We start from the raw sequence: 19,895 nt of genomic DNA, 5'->3' as shown, positions 1-19,895 counted from the left end.
GATCACTCCAGGTAGTCGCGCAGCGACTGCGAGCGGCTGGGGTGCCGCAGCTTCGCCATGGTCTTCGATTCGATCTGGCGGATCCGCTCGCGGGTCACACCGAACGTGTCACCGATCTGGTCGAGGGTCTTGGGCTGGCCGTCGCCGAGGCCGAAACGCATGCGGATGACACCCGCCTCGCGCTCACTCAGCGAGTCCAGCAGAGACTCGAGCTGGCGCTGCAGCATGGTGAAACCTACCGCATCGGCGGGGACCACGGCCTCGGTGTCCTCGATGAGGTCGCCGAACTCGCTGTCGCCGTCTTCACCCAGCGGCGTGTGCAGCGAGATCGGCTCACGTCCGTACTTCTGCACCTCGATGACCTTCTCGGGGGTCATGTCGAGCTCGCGGCTGAGCTCTTCGGGCGTGGGTTCGCGACCCAGGTCCTGGAGCATCTGACGCTGAACGCGGGCCAGCTTGTTGATGACCTCGACCATGTGCACCGGGATGCGGATGGTGCGCGCCTGGTCGGCCATGGCGCGGGTGATGGCCTGACGGATCCACCACGTCGCGTACGTCGAGAACTTGAAGCCCTTGGTGTAATCGAACTTCTCAACGGCACGGATGAGACCGAGGTTGCCCTCCTGGATGAGATCCAGGAACTGCATGCCGCGTCCGGTGTACCGCTTTGCGAGCGAGACGACCAGGCGCAGGTTCGCACCCAGCAGGTGACTCTTGGCGCGCTGCCCGTCGCGTGCGACCCACTGCAGGTCCAGCCCGAGCTGCGTCGACTTCTCGGCCGCCGACATCTTCGACAGCTTCTCCTCGGCGAACAGACCCGCCTCGATCCGCATGGCCAGCTCGACCTCTTCGGCCGCATTCAGGAGCGGGACTTTGCCGATCTGCTTGAGGTAGTCCTTGACGGGGTCGGCGGTGGCGCCAGTGATCTGGGTCGAGTAGACGGGAACGTCGTCCTCGTCGCTCGAGGAGATGACGATCGCGCCGGTCGGAAGCGGCTCGCTGAAGGCGGGCTTGGTGTTCTCGCCATCCTCGTCGTCTGCATCGTCGTCAGAAGCCTTGGCGGTCTTCTTGTCGCCCGCGGCCTCCTGCTCGTCGCCCTCTTCGGCGTCGTCGCTGTCGTCGCTGTCGTCGACCTCGACGTCCACATCGACGTCGTCCTCGAACTCTTCCTCGTCCTCGGCCGCTGCCTTCTTCTTGGCGGGCGCCTTCTTCGCCGGAGCCTTCTTGGCCGGAGCCTTCTTCGCGGGCGCCTTCTTGGCCGGCGCCGCGGTCTCGGTCGCCGTGTCGACGACCTCCTCGTCACCCGGCGCCGCGGTCTTCCGCGAGCGGGATTCGGTCTTCGTGCCAGGAGTCACGGTTCACCTTTCACCGACGCGATCACGCCGGTCGTTCTCGAACACGAGTAAGACCCTTGTCAAGTCCGGAGCGGGAAACTCCTTGATCGACAACGGGCCGGTGCTCTATTGTCTCATACCCCCGGCCGCGGCTTTGCACACGCGGCCTGTTCCTCTTGACAACGCCCCCGAATCCCCCTGCATTCCCCAGACGCCTGGCGTCAGCCGAAACTCGGTCCTCGTTGATCGTCGTCGTGGGAGCCGTTGGCGAGAAAGCGTTCCAGCTCCGCCGCGATCTCGTCGGCGCTGGGCAGATCCGCCTCGTGGAGGAGCGGTGTCGCCAGCGTCGCGCCTGCCATGTAGGCGTCGTAACGCTCCTCCAGGCCCGTGAGCATCGTGGTGAGTTCGTCGCTCGCGCTCACCTGCTCGCCGACCTTCGACAGGAAGTCCTCGTTCTGTTCGCGCAGATCGTCGACGGCGAACACGAGGCCCGTGGCGGCCGTGATGCTGTCGAGTGCGGTGATGGCCGACGCCGGATACTCGGTGTCGCTCAGATAGTGCGGCACCAGCAGGACGAAACCGGCGACGGAGTGGCCGGATGCGACGAAGCGGTACTCGAGTAGGTGTCCCACCGTCGCGGGCACGGTCGTGTGCGGCTTCCAGACCGAATGCGCCTCGGTGAGCGCGGAGCGGTTTCCCGAGACCGTCGTACCCAGGGGGCGCGTGTGCGGCACAGGCATGCCGATCGCGTGCACCCACGTGACCGATGAGACCGCGAAGGCCGTCGCCGCGCCCAGCACGGCGTTGGCGAACGCCTCCCACGCGAAATCGGGCTCGTAGCCGGCCAGCAGCAGGAAGGGACGCGAGAGCGCGTCATAGGCGAGTGAGAGTTCGAGGCGCGCCGGACGGTAGTCGGTGAGGTGGTCGGCGTCGAAGGTGATCTGGGGCCTGCGCGCGCGGTAGTCGAGCAGGACGTCGTTCTCGAAGCGCAGGAGCACGGTGGGGCTCGCCTCGTCACGCAGATACCCGATCGATTGCGACACGGCGGAGCCCGCATCCGTGAAACCCGTGAGCAGGATCACGAGCGGCAACCCGGTGGGCACCGCGGGCGCGTCGTCGACGCTCTCATACAGCGGCGGGGTCCAGGACATTCCTCCATGGTACGAGGCCTCGAACACGCGAAGGCCCGTGTGGGCCGTCTCTACTCGCGTCGGCGTCCTTAGGATGGAGTCATGCCGTTCCCGGATCTGCACTTCACCTCGGCCCCCCTCACCGACAGCACCGCGGACGCGCTGCTGCTGGCGCTGCCTCCCCTCGACGACGCGTTCTACGAGGACGGGCTCGGCGCCGCGATGCGCGACACGCTGGAGGCGGTCAGCTTCACCGGCGCTGCCGGGGCCGTGCAGCGCGTGGTCTTCCCGGGAGCGAGCGAGCTTCCCTCGGTTCCGGTCGCTGTCGTCGGCACCGGAGCCTCGCCGGACGGTGGCGCACTGCGCTTCGCCGCGGGCGCCGGCGTGCGCACCCTCGTCGGCTTCGCCTCGCTCTCGGTCGCCGCACCGTCGGTCGAGGGCGGGGCGCGTGAGCTCGCGGAAGGTGCGGGCCTGGGCGGCTACCGTTTCGCGGGTTACAAGAGTTCGGTGGGCAAGACACGCGCCGAATCGGTGACCGTGCACGCCGAAGGTTCCGAGGCAGACCTCGCCGCCGCGCGGGCGAACGCGTCCGCCGCCGCCGTGGTGAAGGATCTCGTCTCCACGCCCGCCGAGTGGCTGGGGCCTGCCGATCTCGCGGACCAGGCCACCGCGCTCGTCGCCGATCTCCCGATCTCGGTTGAGGTCTACGACGAGGTGCGGCTGCGCGAAGAGGGCTTCGGGGGGATCCTCGGCGTCGGTCAGGGCTCCGACCGCCCGCCCCGACTCGTCCGCCTCGACTACTCCCCCGCCGATGCGAAGCGTCACATCGCGCTCGTCGGCAAAGGCATCACCTTCGACACCGGCGGCCTCTCGCTCAAGCCCGCCGCCTCCATGGTCGGCATGAAGTACGACATGTGCGGCGCCGCGACCGTGCTCGCGGTCGTCCGAGCGGCGGCGCAGCTCTCCGCTGACGTCCACGTCACCGCGTGGCTCTGCATCGCCGACAACATGCCGTCCGGCCGCGCGACTCGCCCGGGTGATGTGCTGCGCATGGCCGACGGCACGACCGTCGAGGTGCTGAACACGGATGCGGAGGGCCGCCTCGTCCTGGGCGACGGCCTCGTCGCCGCGAGCCGCGAGAACCCCGACCTGATCGTCGACGTCGCCACCCTCACCGGCGCCATCACCGTCGCGCTCGGCAACCGTCTGACCGGCGTCATGGGTTCCGACGACGCGGTCGCCGAGTACCTCGCGTCGGCCGAGCGGGTCTCGGAGCTTTCCTGGCGCCTTCCGCTCCCCGCGCACATGGAGGAGGAGCTCGATTCCCCGATCGCCGACATGGTCAATGCCAAGATCGGTGACCCCGCGGCCGGCTCCCTGTTCGCGGGCCTCTTCCTGCAGCGGTTCGTCGGCAGGACCGACGGCCCGGATTCGCCCCGCATCCCATGGGTGCACCTCGACATCGCTGGTGTCGGAATGAACAAGGGCGCCGGTTACGGCTTCACCGACAAGGGCCCCACGGCTGCCACCGTCCGCAGCCTCATCGACCTCGTCACCGGATCTTCGCGGTGACCGCCCGCAGCACTGACGTCGCCATCATCGGCGGCGGCAGCGGCGGCTACGCGGCCGCGCTGCGCGCCGCGGAGCTGGGGAAGAAGGTCGTCGTCATCGAAGCCGACAAGGTCGGCGGCACATGCCTGCACCGGGGATGCGTCCCCACGAAGGCGCTCCTGCACGTCGGCGAGACGGCGGATGCGGTCCGTGAAGGGCCGTCCTTGGGCGTGAAGGCGACGCTCGAGGCGATCGATGTCCCCGCGATGCACGCATTCCGTACCGATCTGGTCGCAAAGAAATACAAGGGACTGCAGGGCCTGCTCGCGGCACGCGGCGTGGAGATCGTGCCCGGCCGCGGCCGGATCGCCTCCCCCGGCGTCGTCGAGGTCGACAGCGACACCATCGCAGCGACCGACATCATCGTCGCCACCGGCGCCCGCACCCGCACTCTCGGAATCGAGCTCGGCGGCCGCATCCTCTCCAGCGAGACGGCGCTCGAGCTCGACGAGGTGCCGTCGCAGGTGATCGTGCTGGGCGGAGGAGTCATCGGCGTGGAGTTCGCCAGCCTGTGGCGTTCCCTCGGAGCCGAAGTCACAGTCGTCGAGGCCGCCGACACCCTCGTACCCGCGGAGGACGAGCTCCTGCGCCAGCAGCTCGCCCGCGCCTTCCGCCGCCGCAGCATCCAGACCCGGCTCGGCTCTCCCTTCTCCGCCGTCACGCAGGATGCGGAGCATGTGCGGGTCGAGTTGGCGGACGGCACCGTCCTCACCGGCGACTACCTGCTGGTGGCCGTGGGGCGTGAACCCGCGGCCGACGGGATCGGACTCGAAGAGGTCGGGGTCGTCCTCGACCGCGGCTTCGTCGTCGTCGACGACCGGCTGCGCACGTCCGTCCCTGGAATCTGGGCCGTCGGGGACATCGTCGCGGGCCCGCAGCTCGCGCACCGCGGGTTCCAGCACGGCATAGCCGTCGCCGAGCGGATCGCAGGTCAGGAGCCGACGATCGTGTCGGACGAACTCGTGCCGCGCGTCGTGTACAGCTCGCCCGAGCTCGCGTCGGTCGGCATCACGCGCCAGGAGGCCGAGCAGCGCTACGGTGCCGACGGCATCCGCGTCGTCGACTACAACCTCGCGGGCAATGCACGCAGTGAGATCCTGGGCGGCGGCGGCGTCGCGAGGGTGATCCGACGTATCGACGGTCCCGTGGTGGGCGTCCATCTCGCGGGTCCGCGAGTGGGCGAGCTGATCACCGAGGCCCAGCTGGTGATCGGCTGGGAAGCGCACCCCGAGGATGTCGTCCCGTTCATCCACGCGCACCCCACGCAGAGCGAGGCGCTGTCCGAGGCGTTCCTGGCCCTGGCAGGCAAGCCCCTGCACACGCTATGAGGCTTCGGCTTCACTAAGCTAGACACTGATATCGCAGTTCGAAGGAGCAAATCCCATGAGCACTTCCGTTGTCCTCCCCGCTCTCGGCGAGAGCGTCACCGAGGGAACGGTCACCCGCTGGCTCAAGAATGTGGGTGACACGGTGGAGGCGGACGAGGGTCTGCTCGAGATCTCCACCGACAAGGTCGACACCGAGATCCCCTCGCCGGTCAGCGGCGTGATCGAAGAGATCTTCTTCCAGGAGGACGACACCGTCGAGGTGGGAGCCGTCCTCGCGAAGATCGGCGACGGCTCGGGAGCAGCGGCTCCCGCCGCAGAGCCCGAGGTGGCTGCGGCCGCGCAGCCCGCCGCCGAGACTGCTCCGGCCGCCGAACCCGAACCGGCCGCAGAGGCCGCGCCCGCAGCGGCGCCCGCCGCATCCGGTGGCCGTGACGTCGTTCTGCCGGAGCTCGGCGAGAGCGTCACCGAGGGCACCGTCACCCGCTGGCTCAAGTCCGTGGGCGACGAGGTCGCCGTCGACGAGCCGCTGCTCGAGATCTCCACCGACAAGGTCGACACCGAGATCCCCGCGCCGTTCGCCGGTACCCTGCAGGCCATCCTGGTCCAGGAGGACGAGACGGTCGCGGTCGGCAGCCCGCTCGCACGCATCGGCGACGGCGCCGCGCCGGCCGCCGAGGCCGCTCCGGAGGCTCCGTCCACCGAGAAGCCCGTCGAGGTCGAGGAGACCGAAGCCGAGGCTCCCGCGACGCCCGCCCCCGCTGCCGCGCCGGCTCCGGCCGCTGCCCCGGCACCCGCACCGGCCCCCGCCGCTGCTCCGGCACCGGCCCCCGCGGCCGAGATCTCCGGCGACGAGGGCTCGGGGTATGTGACGCCGCTCGTGCGCCGCCTCGCCGCTCAGCAGGGTGTCGACCTCGCCACCGTCACCGGTTCGGGCGTCGGCGGCCGCATCCGCAAGGAGGACGTACTGAAGGCCGCAGAGGCTGCTGCCACCCCCGCCGCGGCATCCGCACCCGCGGCTCCGGCCGCGGCCAAGGCTCCCGTCGAGGTGTCCGAGCTCCGCGGCACGACCCAGCCGATGTCGCGTCTTCGCAAGGTGCTGGCGAAGCGCGCCGTCGAGTCGATGCAGGCCACCGCTCAGCTCACGACCGTGGTCGAGGTCGACGTGACGAAGGTCGCGCTGTTCCGTGACGGCGTCAAGAACGAGTTCCAGCAGAAGACGGGCGACAAGCTCTCCTTCCTGCCGTTCTTCGTGCTGGCCGCCGCCGAGGCGCTGAAGACCTACCCCGTCATCAACGCGACCGTCGATGGCGACCAGATCGTCTACCCGCCGAGCGAGAACATCTCGATCGCGGTCGACACCGAGCGCGGTCTGCTGACGCCTGTCGTGCGCGAGGCGGGCGAGAAGAACCTCGCCCAGATCGCCCACGACATCGCCGACCTCGCGGCCCGCACGCGTGACAACAAGCTGAAGCCCGACGAGCTTGCCGGCGGAACGTTCACGGTCACGAACACCGGCTCGCGCGGTGCGCTGTTCGACACCCCGGTCGTGTTCCTGCCGCAGTCCGCCATCCTCGGCACCGGCACGGTCGTCAAGCGCCCCGGTGTCGTGACGGTGGACGGCAAGGACGCATTCTCCGTCCGCTCCTACGTCTACCTTGCGCTCTCGTACGACCACCGGATCATCGACGGCGCGGACGCGGCACGCTTCCTCTCAGCGATGAAGACGCGCCTCGAGACGGCCGACTTCGCCGGAGACCTCGGGATCTGACCCTCCCGCACCTTATGGGTGCTGCGCGACATCATGGATGCCGCGCAGCACCCATTCGTCGTTCTGACGCACGATCGCAACGATTTGCGACGCCGCTGAACCCCTCGGGTCGTCGGCGCGCACGAGCGTAAGACCGCCGAGATCGTCGATGAGCGTCAGTGCCACGTCCGCGACCATGGCCGCACCCGCTGGGTCGGCGTCGATCCGCGCTTCCTGGAGTTTCTGCCGACAGGACTCCTCCTCGCACGCCTTCCATTCGGCGAGCAATGCGCGCGCCGCGTCGACGGGGTCGTCCCGCACCGGCGCGGCAGGAGATTCGACGGGTGGCGCCATGGTGCCGGCAACCTCCGCGGGGAGAGAAGCTCCCGACGACGCCGGCAGCGGTGCCGTGTCTCCGGGCTCCGGCCACAGGAGCCCGACGGCGAGAACGAGAGCCACGACGCCGAGCCCGACCAGCAGCACGGGACGACGAGAGCGCGGCGGCTTCTGCGCCGGCGTCGAGCGCCGCCAGCGCTGACGCAGGGCGTCGACACGCTCTGCGACCAGGTCGCTGAGCGAACCGTCCATCGCGACGGTCAATCGGCGCCACGTCGGTGTCGGCCGGTTCACTTCCGCACGCGCCTGCGCGCGGGTGATCGAGGTCGCGATGGATGGTTCCTCGATGCGCACCGCCTGTGGCCGCGCCGCAGCGAACAAGTCGTCCTCCAGGGCGCAGAGCCCTCCGAGCAGACGTCTCGTGTCGCGAACGGCGACGGCGGCGGCGGCGATCGCGCGTGCGGCGACATCGTGGTCACCGCTATCCAGCATCGTCAGCAGATCCGCGGCTCCGGCCGCCGCGGCGGCCCCCTCGTGACCGTGGACGAACAGCGGCGCACCGGCGTTATCCAGCCACCAGTTTCCGACGCATGTGCCTCGCGGATGCGCGGTGGTCTCGGCCGCGACGCCGCGGAGCAGGCTCACGGCGATGGTGACGGCCTCACCGGGTGCCACCGTTGCCCGCCGACGAACCAGGGACTCCAGTGTGCAGCGGACCGCCGGGAGCAGGACGAGCGGCCCCTCGGCCGTACCGACGACATCCAGTGGGGCCAGGACGTGTTCGCCTGAGGCCGCCCAGATCCCCGTGCCCTCGACCGCGGCGACCGGCACCGCCAGTACCGGCTCACCTTCGTGGACCACGATGTCCCCGCCGAACGGGGCCGTATCGGCTCCGACGGAGCGCAGGACGACGGGTTCCAGGAGCGAACGCAGCGGCGGCGGGGCGGGCAGGAGGGACGAGGACATGTTCTGATCGTGTCCGCCGGAGCGGCAGGCACCGCCGCGTTTCCCAGAGCGGAGGACGCTCGGTGCACTGCCCCGAGGTGGGGAGAAGAGATCGGACGGCACCGGTAGGCTGGAGGGTATGGCAGCCCGCGATTCCGCCCCCGAGAAGCGCCCCGGATTCTTCTCGCAGTTGAAGACCCTGTACCGCTACACCAAGGACGCGTACTCCTGGCTGCCGTACGCCCTGATCGGCATCGTGCTGCTCGGCATCGCGCTCGGCGCTGGCGTCGGCTTCCTCATCCCGCCGTTCGCTGTCTGGAGCGTGATCCTCTGGGGCATCACGGGCCTGTTCGCCGGCATCCTGGGCTCGCTCATCCTGACGACCCGCCTGTCGACCACCGCGATGTACAAGCAGATCGACGGCATGCCAGGTGCCGCCGGACGCGTGATGTCGGTCTCGCTCGGACGCCGCTGGCAGGCCAGCGAGATGCCCGTCGGCATCAACCCCCGCACCCAGGAGGCCGTGTACCGTGCCGTCGGCCGCGGCGGCATCGTCCTCGTGGGAGAGGGAGCGCGCGGTCGTCTGACGCGTCTCATCGCCGACGAGCGCTCGAAGGCGCAGCGCGTGGCGTCCGGCGTGCCCGTGACCGTGCTCTACGTCGGCCACGGCGAGGACGAGGTTCCGATCGCGAAGCTCGCGAGCACGATCAAGGCTCTCCCCAAGAAGATCGACCGCACCACGATGGCCGCCGTCATCAAGCGCATCGAGTCGGTGTCGCAGTCGCTGACGTCGCTGCCGATCCCGAAGGGCGTCGACCCCAACCGCGTGCGCGCCCAGCGCCCGCGTTGATCCTCAGCCGCGGATGAGGACGCTGCCCGCGGCCTGATCGTGCAGTCCCCGCTGATCGGCGTCCCAGACCACCGCGGGGATGACGAGCAGCAGTAGCACCGTGCGGACGATGGGCCGCCAGAGACCGATCCATCCGCCGCGGACGAGAACCAGTCGCATCCCGAGGATGCGGTGCCCCGGACTCCCGCCGATCAGCGGGATGAACAGGATCTGCACCAGCGCGAACACCAGCATCGGCGCGAAGGCCGACAACCCCGCCTCCCCCGGCAGGGCCCACGGGTCGTACCGGAGGAATGCGACCGCCAGGATCGTGGCGCACGTCCAGTCGATCAGCAGTGCGAGCAGGCGCCTGCCGACACGCGCAACCGACGTCGATCCGGTGCGGGGCAGCCCGAGGCGCTCACCGGGATAGCTGGACTCGACGGGGGTCTCGGACATGCATCAACCCTAATCGGGGACCCGTAACATCCCGGAAACATATGGGACACTGGCGAGCAACGCTCGATCGATAGCGTCGGATCAGCCCGCCGTGGCGGGCGGAACTTCCCGAAATGCCCTACCTCTGGAGTCTCCATGTTCAGTGATTCATCCGAGGTGCTGAAGTTCATCAAGGACGAGGACGTCAAGTTCCTCGACATCCGCTTCACGGATCTCCCTGGTGTGCAGCAGCACTTCAACATCCCCGCCTCCACCGTCGACGAGGAGTTCTTCACCGTCGGTCAGCTGTTCGACGGCTCGTCGATCCGCGGGTTCGCGAACATCCACGAATCGGACATGCAGCTCATCCCCGACGTGTCGACCGCGTACCTCGACCCGTTCCGCGAGGCGAAGACCCTCGTCATGGTCTTCGACATCTACAACCCGCGCAACGGCGAGATCTACTCGAAGGACCCCCGCCAGGTCGCCAAGAAGGCAGAGAAGTACCTCGCCTCCACCGGCATCGCCGACACCGCATTCTTCGCCCCCGAGGCCGAGTTCTACATCTTCGACGACGTGCGCTACGAGGTGAAGCAGAACTCGAGCTTCTACTCGGTCGACTCCGAAGAGGGCGCCTGGAACACGGGCCGCACCGAAGAGGGCGGCAACCTTGCCAACAAGACCCCGTACAAGGGCGGCTACTTCCCCGTCTCCCCCGTCGACAAGACGGCGGACCTGCGCGACGACATCAGCCTGCGTCTCATCGAGGCGGGCCTGATCCTCGAGCGCGCGCACCACGAGGTGGGCACGGGCGGACAGCAGGAGATCAACTACCGCTTCGACACCATGGTGCACGCGGCCGACGACATCCTGAAGTTCAAGTACATCGTCAAGAACACCGCCGAGCAGTGGGGCAAGGTCGCGACCTTCATGCCCAAGCCGCTCTTCGGTGACAACGGCTCCGGCATGCACACGCACCAGTCGCTGTGGAACGACGGCAAGCCGCTGTTCTACGACGAGAAGGGCTACGGCGGGCTGTCCGACATCGCCCGCTGGTACATCGGCGGCATCCTCGCGCACGCGCCCGCCGTCCTTGCGTTCACGAACCCCACGCTCAACAGCTACCACCGCCTGGTGAAGGGCTTCGAGGCTCCGGTCAACCTGGTCTACTCGGCCGGTAACCGTTCGGCCGCCATCCGCATCCCGATCACGGGAACCAACCCCAAGGCCAAGCGCATCGAGTTCCGCGCACCCGACGCCTCGGGCAACCCGTACCTCGCCTTCGCCGCGCAGCTCATGGCCGGCCTCGACGGCATCAAGAACCGCATCGAGCCGCACGAGCCTGTCGACAAGGACCTCTACGAGCTTCCCCCCGAGGAGGCCAAGGGCATCCCGCAGGTGCCGAACTCGCTGCTCGACTCGCTCGAGGCGCTGCGCGCCGACCACGAGTTCCTGCTGCAGGGCGGCGTCTTCACCGAGGAGCTCATCGAGACCTGGATCGAGTACAAGATCGAGAACGAGATCCAGCCGATCGCTCAGCGCCCGCACCCCTTCGAGTACGAGCTCTACTTCGGCGTCTGACGCCGAGAGCCTCGCGCTCCACACGAAGAACCGCCCCGGCGAATGCCGGGGCGGTTCTTCGTGTGTACGGGTCAGCCGAACGAGCCGCTGCTCATGGCCGCAACGAGCGCGACCAGCAGGAAGATGCCGACCGCGATCGCGAGCAGCAGCACGATGTGGCCGAGGATCATGCCGATGATCGCGTTCGTACGACCGACACCGCCCGAGCGCTTCGCCTTCGAGAGCCCCGCGTAGCCGAGTGCGACGGAGCAGATGCTCAGCGGGAACGTCATGATCACGATGAAGAACCCGAAGAAGGGGATCAGCAGGCTGAGCAGGGATGCGGCGGAGATCGCGCCGAGGATCATCGACCACAACGCGGGGTTGTTGGTGCGTGGGCCCGCGACAACCGGCGCTGCTCCCGCCGTCGACGACGCGACGGCCGGCTGCTGTCCGGGGAGCGGAGGCTGGTAGCCGGGATGCGGCGCGTAGGCGGGCTGCTGCAGACATCCGGGCGCCTGCGGCGGCTGACCGTATCCCTGCGCCGAGGGATAGCCCTGCTGCGGCGGCAGGGCGTATTCCTGCGCCGACGGCTGGCCGTGCCCCTGTGGGGCCGGCGGGTAGCCCGGTTCCTGCGCGTATCCGGGGTAGCCCTGCTGCGGCGGGACGCCGTAAGGCTGCGGCGGGGCACCGTACGACGGATAGCTCGGTTGGGGTACCGCTGCGGCGGGCGGCTGCGGCGCATCGCCCGGCTGCGGCGCCCCCGGCTGCTCGCTCGCGACGGGCCCGGGCTGGGCCACGGCGTCGGGCGTCGGAACGTGCGGCTCGGACGGCTGCTGCGGATCGGACATCGTTTCCCCGGTCTTCATCGTGTCGCTGTGCATCGCGCCGAGGCGCGCGAGCGCGCTCAGCGGTTGCCGTCCAGCATACGGATGAGGATGCGGGGACGACCGGCCCTTGCAGACAGACGGGGACGAAGGTCTCTCTGGGGGCCGTGGGCGCGCACCACGGCCACCAGAGACGCCGACGGTCGACTCAGCGAGCTCGCCGTCGCACCCGCAAACCGAACAGCATGTCGACCACCACGAATGCGACGAGCGGATAGCCGACCAGCGGGAGCCACCAACCGACCACACCCGCAGCCGCGACGACAAAGAGCAGGCCCCACCAGGGAGCCGCGCGCAACGCGCCACGCGCTGGCGCAGAGCCCATCTGCCTTCCGCCGCGCGTCGGTCGCCGCTTCCACCACATCGCGTAGCCGAGCACCACGAGCGTTCCGATGCCGATGGCGATGAACAGAAGCGCCAGCTGGTTCACCCACCCGAACAGCACTCCCATATGCAGGTCGATGCCCCAGCGGGCGAGTTTGGCCAGCAACGGGAAATCGGCGAAGTCCACGCGCGAGACCATCTGCATCGTCGCACCGTCGATTGCGACCGCATCCGCCGCCGTCGGGAAAGAGCGCTTGATCTCGGTCACCGTCCACGCCTGCCCAGGCGCGGCGGGAGGCTTGATCTCGACTTCGCCCGTGTTGACGTTGATCCGGCGCGCGATCGCGAGCACGGCGTCGAACGTCGCGGGATTCGCCTCCCCCGTCGGCATCGGCGCTGCCCCACCGTGGTGCGCAGTGTGGTCGTCCGGCGCCTCCTGCGCACCCGAGAGATCCGTCTGCAGCACCGGCGTGGCACCGCCGACCGCCGCACGCGCCGCGGAGACGTTCGCGCCGGCGTAGGTCGACCATGTGATGCCCGTCGCCGAGAGCATGAGAGCGCCGAGAAGGACCCAGATACCGACGGATGCGTGCCAGCTGAACAGCCGCCGGTACCCGGTTCGTCGCACGGCGGGCACCACGAGCTCCCGCTTGACGCGCGCCTTGCGGATGCGCTGGATCCACAGCGCCGCCCCCGCGAGCACGATGATCGCGAGCCAGGATGCGGCCAGCTCGCTGTACAGGCGTCCGGGTTCACCGAGGTGCAGATTGCGGTGGAGGTTGGAGATCCACGTGCGCACGGGGAGCGAGCCGCTTGTGCCATACGCGGTGAGGTCTCCGCGGATCTCCCCTGTCCCGGGGTCGACGAAGACGGCGCGCGATTCGCTGGCCCCGAGGTCATCCCCGGCGAACATGACACGGGTCGTATCGCCCGACTCAGGAGCGGGTCGTACGGCCGTCAGGACCGCCCTCTCGCCGGCATACGACTCCGCCGCGGTGATCTGCTCCGCGAGCGACAGCGACGTGGCAGTCGCCGGTGCATGAAGCTCATGCCCGTAGAAGAGCTCATCGAGCGTCGGGGCGGTCGCGTGCAGGGCCCCGCTCGTCGCCGCGACGAGGATGAAGGGGCCGACGAACAGCCCCGCGTAGAAGTGGAGACGCAGCAGCAGCGAGCCGAACCAGCCGCCGCGGGAACGGGCCGAGCGCGGGCGGGCCTGCTGCGGAGGGACGAGTGTATCGGTCACCGTTTCGCTCCTCACGACAGCAGGGTCTCGCCGATGAACCCGCCCTCGGCGCAACCAGGCGGTGCCGCGAACACCGCAGAGCCGATGGGTGTCGTCCACTGGTTCAGCAGGTCGAGCTCGTCGAGACGCCGCTGCAGCGGAACGAACTGACTCGCCACATCCGCCTGGAAGGCGACGAACACCAGGCCCGCGCGCGAGATCTCGCCACCCGCGGGAGTGTCGTCGTAGTTGTAGCCGCGCCGGAAGATGCGCTCCCGGCGGTCATCGCTGCGCGCACGGCGCATGTGCGAGAACTCCGGGATGACGGGGAAGCCGATGGGTGTCTTCGCCTCGAAGTCCGGCTCGTCGTGCTCGTTCGTCCCCGTCAGCGGCGCGCCGTTCGATTGGAATCGCCCGACGGACTGGTCGCGCCCGGGACGATCGAGCCGGTCCCATTTGTCGAGGTCCATTGCGATGCGACGAACGACCACCCCGGTGCCGCCGGCCAGCCATCCGCGCTGATGCCATACGAGCTCGTCGAAGTCGGCCGTTCCGGGTTCGGGGTTGGCCGTGCCGTCGACCTGTCCGAAGAGATTGCGCATCGTGGTGCCGGGTTTCACCGTGCCGTGTGCACGGCGGAACCCGTTCTGCGTCCACCGGACGGTCGCGAAGCTGCGCGCATCCTTCAGCAGCATCCTCGACGCGTGGGCGAGGGTCACCGGATCGTCCGATGCCACCTGGATCAGCAGGTCCCCATCGCAGTACTCCGGCTGCAGGCGGTCGATCCCGAAAGCAGGTAGAGGCGCCAGCCACGCGGGAGCGGACCCGCCCGCCACCGCGACGAAGCGCGGGCCGAACGCGAACGTCACGGTGAGGCGGGCGGGTGCCAGCGCGAGCTCGGGCTCGGAGTCGGCGAGGGCCGGCTCCCCCTGCGTCATCCGAGCGGCGTCGTCGCTCAGCGTGCGCATGAACCGCCGCAGGCCGTCGCGGTCGACCTCAGGTTTCAGGTCCAGGGCGAGGAAGGCCGCGTGCGACTGCGCATCCGTGTCGATCCCGGCCTGATGCACACCGTAATACGGCACGGTGGCATCGCCGTTGAGCGGCGCAACGGACGAGGGAGCCGACGGCGACGTCTGAAGGGCGGTATCGAAGGCGATCGCGGCCGCCGCGCCCACACCGGCGACAGCTCCCCCGAGGAGGAACTGTCGCCGGGTGGCGCGAGATCGAACGGAGGCGTCGTCGGATTCGCGCCGCGCCATCAGTGACTCATCCCGCTGTCGCCGCTCATGTCCATGTCGCCGCCCTCGTAGTTCTCGTTCGCCCCGGCGTAGTCCTTGACCGGAGCGGTGATCTGGGAGCTCGTGCCGTCCGAGTACGTGAGGGTGAGGGTGACGTCGTCGCCCGCGACGAGCGGAGCGGTCAGGTCCATGAGCATGATGTGGTTGCCGCCGGGGGCGAGGGTGAGGCTGCCATGCGCGGGGATCACGAAGCCGCCCTCGATCTGACGCATGACCATCTGCCCCGACTCGTTCTCGACGGTCTCGTGGAGCTCGACCGCGGACGATGCGGGCGTCGTCGCGGATGTCACCGTGACGTCGGCGTCGCCGTCGTTGTTCAGTTCGCCGAACGCGGCCGACATTCCGGAGTCGGCGGACTTGACCCAGGCGTCGGAGACGGAGATCGCCTCAGCGGCGGCGACGGAGCTCGAGGTCGACTGACTCTGGGCGGCGCAGCCCGCAAGGGCGAGTGCCGTGAGAGCGAGAGCTGCGGTGAAGCGGATACGGGTGGTGGGAATGTTCACGGGGTTGTGCCTTTCAAAAGCGGGACGAGCGAGCTCAGTGCTCGGCGTCGTCCGAGCCGCGCGCGTCAGAGCGGCGGCGAAGGAAGAGGATGAGTGCGAAGACCGCGACGGCGATGCCGGCGCCGGCGACGCCGACGAACGCGATACGCAGCGCTCCGGCGTTCTCCTGACCGGCCTCATCGGCCGTCGGCTCGTCTGACTGGGCTGTCTGGCCGTCGGCACTCGGTGCCGTCGGCTGCGCCGTGTGCTCGAGAGGCGTTCCATCGCCGATCGTGAACGGGACGGTGCCCGCGATCGGATGCCCGTCCGACGACACCACGCGCCACCGCACCTCGTACCCTGCGGCCGGCATGTCCGGCTGCAGCTCGACGGTGACGGTCGGGCCGTCCAGCACCGGCTCGGTGGCCGCCCAGTCGTGCCCTTCGGCATCGGCGACGATCAGCGCCGCACCGGTGTCGAGCACGTCGGCGGAGAAGGTCAACGTGACCTGCGTCGGAGCCTCGGTGAGTCGTTGCCCGGTCTCGGGCGTGGAAGAGAGAAGTTCATCGTGAGCGGACGCGGGAGCGGCCACCGCCAAGACTGCGGCGAACGCCACCACGATCCCCGCGACGATACGTCGCGACAGGGACATGGGACACCTTTCGACAGCGGCGCGCGGACGCGCCGCACCACACGGGACGCCTGGAACGACAGGCGGAAGCGCAGCACACGACGCGAGCGCGTCGTGACAGCGTGATCAGACCGGGTGCAGTCGCGGCGGGCCGCGGCGGGCGATGTCTCGAAGGAAGAGTCTCTGACGGGGCGGACACTGCCGTGCGCAGGCGACAGACGGGAAGCGCGGAGCGTCGACGTCGACGTCCGCGACGACGAGCGCCAAGCGGATGCGGAGGCGCCCGATCAGAGTGCGGGTCAGCTCGATCAGTGCACGCACGCAGCGTTCACCGCGATGCAGCGCGAGGATCGTCACGACCGCGGCGATCGCGTGGCCGAGCCACATCGCCGGATCGGCGTGCAGCGCATCGGCCATACCGACGCTCGCCGATGGCATCGCGTCACCCATGCCGTGCATCGCGTGATGTTCTTGCCCCACGCCAGGCAGAGCGAACGAGCCCACGACGAAGAGGGTGTGAAACAGAGCCTGACTGAGCACGACAGCCACCGACAGGCGCCATACCGAGAGGCGTTTGCCCGCGAGGACCGTGCAGACGGCGAGCGAGAGGACGAAGGGGATCACGATGCCGAGCAAGCCCGGCACGGCCCCGCCTGCGCTCACATGCGAGAGCAACGCAACGAAGGTCGCCACGGCCGCAGACGTCGCCCCGCGCAGCAGGCGGGGAAGACGGGAGCGACGCACGACCCTATTGTCGCAGCCCTCGACGCGTCGCTCGACCCGCGCCGCCGCTCACCCGTAGAACTGCTTCTCGAACACGCGACGTGAGAGCCGGGCCACCCGCATCCAGTCCTCCTCGACGCGGGAGGCGGAGCGAGGCGGATACTCCAACAGACGACCGATGCCGTCCAAGCGCCGGCGGTCCGCAGGGAGGACGTCACTCGTCTGCGCCGACAGCAGAGTATTCGCCGAACGCAGGCGACTGGCGAGACGCCAGGCCTCGTGGAGGCGGGGAACCGCGCTCTCCGGCAGCAGCCCCGCCTCTCCGGCGGTGCGCAGCGCATCCGTCGTCGAGGTCGTGCGCAGCGCCGGCACGGCATGGGCGTGCTGCAACTGCAGCAGCTGCACGAGCCACTCCACATCGCTGAGGGCGCCGGGTCCGAGCTTGAGGTGACGCGAGGGGTCGACGCCCTGCGGAAGCCGCTCGCTCTCGACGCGCGCCTTGATGCGCTTGATCTCGCGCACACCCTGCGGATCGGCACGCTCGGGATACCTCACCTTGTCGGCGAGTTCCGTGAACGCGTCGATGAGCTTCACACTGCCCGCGACGCCCCGCGCGCGCAGGAGCGCCTGCGCCTCCCACGACAGCGACCAGCGGCCGTAGTACTCCGCGTACGAGTCCAGCGACCGCACCAGCGGGCCGTTGCGCCCCTCGGGGCGGAGGTCTGCGTCGAGATCGAGCGGAAGGCGGTGGTCTTCGGAGTGCGTGCGCAGCCCCTGGACGAGCTTGAGCGACAGTGCGTGCGCGCGTTCCGGGTCGATGCCGTTCGGCCGGTACACGTACAGCACGTCCGCATCCGAGCCGAAGCCCAGCTCCCGGCCGCCGAAGCGCCCCATAGCGATGACCGAGAAGTCGAGGGCGTCGTCTTCCGGCGGGACGACCTCACGGCGCACGGCCCGGAGCGTCGCCTGGATCGTGACCTCGGTGATCGTGCTGAGCGAATCGGCGAGCTCTTCGATCGTGAGCACACCCAGAACGGCGGCCATTGCGGTGCGCAGCAGCTCGCGACGTCGGAGGGCGCGCACGAACGGCATCGCGTCATCCAGACTGTCGTGCCGTGTCTGGATCGCGCGGGCCTCGGTCTGCAGTGCGACACCGCTGCGCGGGCGCAGCAACTCGGGGTCGTCCAGCCAGGCCGCCGCTTCTGGGATCCACTCCATCAGCTCGCCGATGTAGCGCGAGCCGGACAGCACGCGGGTGAGGCTCTCAGCCGCGGCCGACGAGTCGCGCAGCAGTCGCAGGAACCACGGGGTGTCCCCCAGCCGCTCGCTGATGCGACGGAAGGCGAGCAGACCGTAGTCGGGGTCGACCCCGTCGGCGAACCACCGGATCATGATCGGCATGAGATGCCGCTGAATCGTCGCCTTGCGGCTGATACCGCTCGTCAGCGCCGCGATGTGTCGGAGCGCACCTGCGGGGTCCTGGAAACCGATCGCTGCCAGACGATCGTGCGCCTGAGCGGCGGACAGGGTGCGCTCGCCTTCCGGGAGCGCTGCAACGGCGGAGAGGAGCGGCCGGTAGAACAGGCGCACGTGGATGTCGCGCACCTCCCGCTTGACCCGTTCCCACTCCGCCGTGACGGCGGCGGCACTATCGGCGACGCCGCTGGCGCGCGCGAGCACACGGCGGTCATCGTCCTTCTCCGGCATGAGGTGCGTGCGGCGGAGCCCGCGCAACTGCAGCCGATGCTCGAGCACACGCAGGAACCGATAGTCGCGGGCGAAGGCAGCGGCTTCGGCGCGTCCGATGTACCCCTCTGCGACGAGTGCATCCAACGCGTCCAGCGTGCCGCGCTGGCGGATGCGGTCGTCGGTGAGCCCATGCACGAGCTGGAGCAACTGAACGGTGAACTCGATGTCGCGGATACCGCCCGGCCCGAGCTTGATCTGCAGCGGCACCTCGTGCGCGGGGATGTGATCCGTGACGCGCTCCCGCATCCGCTGCACGCTGTCGACGAAGTTCTCGCGCGCCGCGCTCGTCCACACCTTCGGCTGCACAGCGGCGACGTAGTCGCGTCCGAGTGCCAAGTCGCCGGCGAGCGGCCTCGCCTTCAACAGCGCCTGGAACTCCCAGCTGCCCGCCCAACGGTCGTAGTACGAGAGGTGGGACTCGAGTGTGCGTACCAGCGCCCCCTGCTTGCCCTCCGGGCGCAGGTTCGCATCGACCTCCCACAACGGCGGTTCGACCTCGATCCCCGAGATTCCCTGCATCGTCTGCACGGCGAGGCGCGTCGCGATGTCGATGAGGCGACTCGCACCCCACTCCTCCTCGGCGCCCTCGGCGGCACCGCAGACGAAGATGACGTCGACGTCGCTGACGTAGTTCAGCTCACGGGCGCCGGTCTTTCCCATGCCGATGATCGCAAGGCGCGTGGCCGCGACCTGATCCCGAGGAAACAGCCCTCCCGGTCGGCCCTGCGAGATGCGCGCGCGGGCGACGCTGAGCGACGCCTCGAGGGCGGCGCCTGCCGCATCCGCGAGTGCCGCAGCGACCTCGGGGAGCACATCGATCGCATCCGACGCCCGCAGATCGAATGCCGCGATGCGGGCCAGCAGTCGACGGTAACGAACGCGCAGCGCGACCCAGGCGGATTCGTCCCCGGATGCGGCGAAGCCGTCCTGGGCGCCGACCGACTCCTGCAGCTCCCGCTGCATCTCATCCGCCCGTGGAAGGATCTCTCCCGCCGTCGCGAGGTCTGCGAGCTCCTCCGGGTGCCGCAGGTAGAACTCGCCGAAGCCGTCCGACGCGCCCAGCAGCAGCCAGAACACCCGGCGCGCGTGCGGATCGCGCAGCGTCGCCGTGACCGCGTCCGGGTTTCGTCGTGCGATCCTGCTCGCGCTGCGCAGCGCGCCGTCGGGGTCGGCGGCAAGGCCGAGGTCGGTGATGACCTCTGCGCGACTCAGAGTCAGCAGCTCGACGAGCTCGTCGAACGCCTGCTCGGCCGCTTCGAGGTCACCGAGTCCGAGCCGGACGAGGTCCGTTCTGCTCGAGGAGCGCTCCGTGCCGGCCATC

General features: G+C 69.3%; 16 protein-coding genes. 5 read left to right on the top strand and 11 right to left on the bottom strand.

Features of this window, described 5'->3' with window-relative positions; all coding sequences use genetic code 11:
* Nucleotides 1-2: 2 nt before the first annotated feature.
* Both ACYVJS_RS11995 and ACYVJS_RS11990 read right to left on the bottom strand, forming a co-directional pair.
* Entirely contained in the window at nt 3-1,355 is a 1,353-nt protein-coding gene (locus ACYVJS_RS11995) for an RNA polymerase sigma factor (RefSeq protein ID WP_460740152.1), read from the bottom strand.
* A 200-nt stretch (nt 1,356-1,555) separates the two neighbouring features.
* On the bottom strand, nt 1,556-2,485 hold the full coding sequence (locus ACYVJS_RS11990) for a proteasome assembly chaperone family protein (RefSeq protein ID WP_460740151.1): 930 nt from the start codon (nt 2,483-2,485) through the stop codon (nt 1,556-1,558).
* A gap of 81 nt (nt 2,486-2,566) precedes the next feature.
* Here ACYVJS_RS11990 and ACYVJS_RS11985 point away from each other — a divergent pair, with 81 nt between their 5' ends.
* The 3 genes from ACYVJS_RS11985 to sucB are packed head-to-tail and all read left to right on the top strand — an operon-like array spanning nt 2,567 to nt 7,171.
* On the top strand, nt 2,567-4,036 hold the full coding sequence (locus ACYVJS_RS11985) for a leucyl aminopeptidase (protein ID WP_460740150.1): 1,470 nt from the start codon (nt 2,567-2,569) through the stop codon (nt 4,034-4,036).
* Nucleotides 4,033-5,403, top strand: coding sequence for a dihydrolipoyl dehydrogenase (gene lpdA / locus ACYVJS_RS11980; protein ID WP_460740149.1), 1,371 nt, complete (start codon nt 4,033-4,035; stop codon nt 5,401-5,403). The genes ACYVJS_RS11985 and lpdA overlap by 4 nt, the downstream gene beginning before the upstream one ends.
* Nucleotides 5,404-5,458: 55 nt before the next feature.
* Entirely contained in the window at nt 5,459-7,171 is a 1,713-nt protein-coding gene (sucB, locus tag ACYVJS_RS11975; RefSeq protein WP_460740148.1) for a 2-oxoglutarate dehydrogenase, E2 component, dihydrolipoamide succinyltransferase, read from the top strand.
* 12 nt (nt 7,172-7,183) lie between these two features.
* On the opposite strand, the gene ACYVJS_RS11970 is transcribed toward sucB, so the two are convergent.
* Complete coding sequence (locus ACYVJS_RS11970; RefSeq protein WP_460740147.1) at nt 7,184-8,452, bottom strand: hypothetical protein; 1,269 nt, start codon at nt 8,450-8,452, stop codon at nt 7,184-7,186.
* A gap of 118 nt (nt 8,453-8,570) precedes the next feature.
* Here ACYVJS_RS11970 and ACYVJS_RS11965 point away from each other — a divergent pair, with 118 nt between their 5' ends.
* Nucleotides 8,571-9,281: a DUF4191 domain-containing protein gene (locus ACYVJS_RS11965; RefSeq protein WP_460740146.1), complete on the top strand. Its 711-nt coding sequence runs from the start codon at nt 8,571-8,573 to the stop codon at nt 9,279-9,281.
* A gap of 3 nt (nt 9,282-9,284) precedes the next feature.
* Here ACYVJS_RS11965 and ACYVJS_RS11960 read toward each other — a convergent pair whose 3' ends face one another.
* Entirely contained in the window at nt 9,285-9,719 is a 435-nt protein-coding gene (locus tag ACYVJS_RS11960; RefSeq protein WP_460740145.1) for an RDD family protein, read from the bottom strand.
* A 135-nt stretch (nt 9,720-9,854) separates the two neighbouring features.
* Here ACYVJS_RS11960 and glnA point away from each other — a divergent pair, with 135 nt between their 5' ends.
* Nucleotides 9,855-11,279, top strand: coding sequence for a type I glutamate--ammonia ligase (gene glnA, locus ACYVJS_RS11955; RefSeq protein WP_243227950.1), 1,425 nt, complete (start codon nt 9,855-9,857; stop codon nt 11,277-11,279).
* Between the two features lie 71 nt (nt 11,280-11,350).
* On the opposite strand, the gene ACYVJS_RS11950 is transcribed toward glnA, so the two are convergent.
* From ACYVJS_RS11950 to ACYVJS_RS11920, 7 genes are all read right to left on the bottom strand, one after another.
* On the bottom strand, nt 11,351-12,127 hold the full coding sequence (locus tag ACYVJS_RS11950) for a DUF4190 domain-containing protein (protein ID WP_460740144.1): 777 nt from the start codon (nt 12,125-12,127) through the stop codon (nt 11,351-11,353).
* A 166-nt stretch (nt 12,128-12,293) separates the two neighbouring features.
* Entirely contained in the window at nt 12,294-13,712 is a 1,419-nt protein-coding gene (locus tag ACYVJS_RS11945; protein ID WP_460740143.1) for a PepSY-associated TM helix domain-containing protein, read from the bottom strand.
* 11 nt (nt 13,713-13,723) lie between these two features.
* A complete protein-coding gene (locus ACYVJS_RS11940) occupies nt 13,724-14,950 on the bottom strand; it encodes a Dyp-type peroxidase (RefSeq protein WP_460740142.1) in 1,227 nt (408 codons plus the stop codon).
* Entirely contained in the window at nt 14,950-15,492 is a 543-nt protein-coding gene (locus ACYVJS_RS11935) for a copper chaperone PCu(A)C (protein ID WP_460740141.1), read from the bottom strand. The genes ACYVJS_RS11940 and ACYVJS_RS11935 overlap by 1 nt, the downstream gene beginning before the upstream one ends.
* Before the next feature lie 34 nt (nt 15,493-15,526).
* Nucleotides 15,527-16,123 carry a copper resistance CopC family protein gene (locus ACYVJS_RS11930; protein ID WP_460740140.1) on the bottom strand — a complete coding sequence of 199 codons (597 nt, stop codon included), beginning with the start codon at nt 16,121-16,123 and terminating at the stop codon, nt 15,527-15,529.
* A gap of 105 nt (nt 16,124-16,228) precedes the next feature.
* Entirely contained in the window at nt 16,229-16,846 is a 618-nt protein-coding gene (locus ACYVJS_RS11925) for a hypothetical protein (RefSeq protein ID WP_460740139.1), read from the bottom strand.
* Nucleotides 16,847-16,894: 48 nt separating this feature from the next.
* Entirely contained in the window at nt 16,895-19,894 is a 3,000-nt protein-coding gene (locus tag ACYVJS_RS11920) for a bifunctional [glutamine synthetase] adenylyltransferase/[glutamine synthetase]-adenylyl-L-tyrosine phosphorylase (RefSeq protein WP_460740138.1), read from the bottom strand.
* Between the last annotated feature and the right edge of the window lies 1 nt (nt 19,895).

Source organism: Microbacterium neimengense (assembly GCF_054782995.1).
This window is presented reverse-complemented; position numbering and strand designations above follow the sequence as displayed.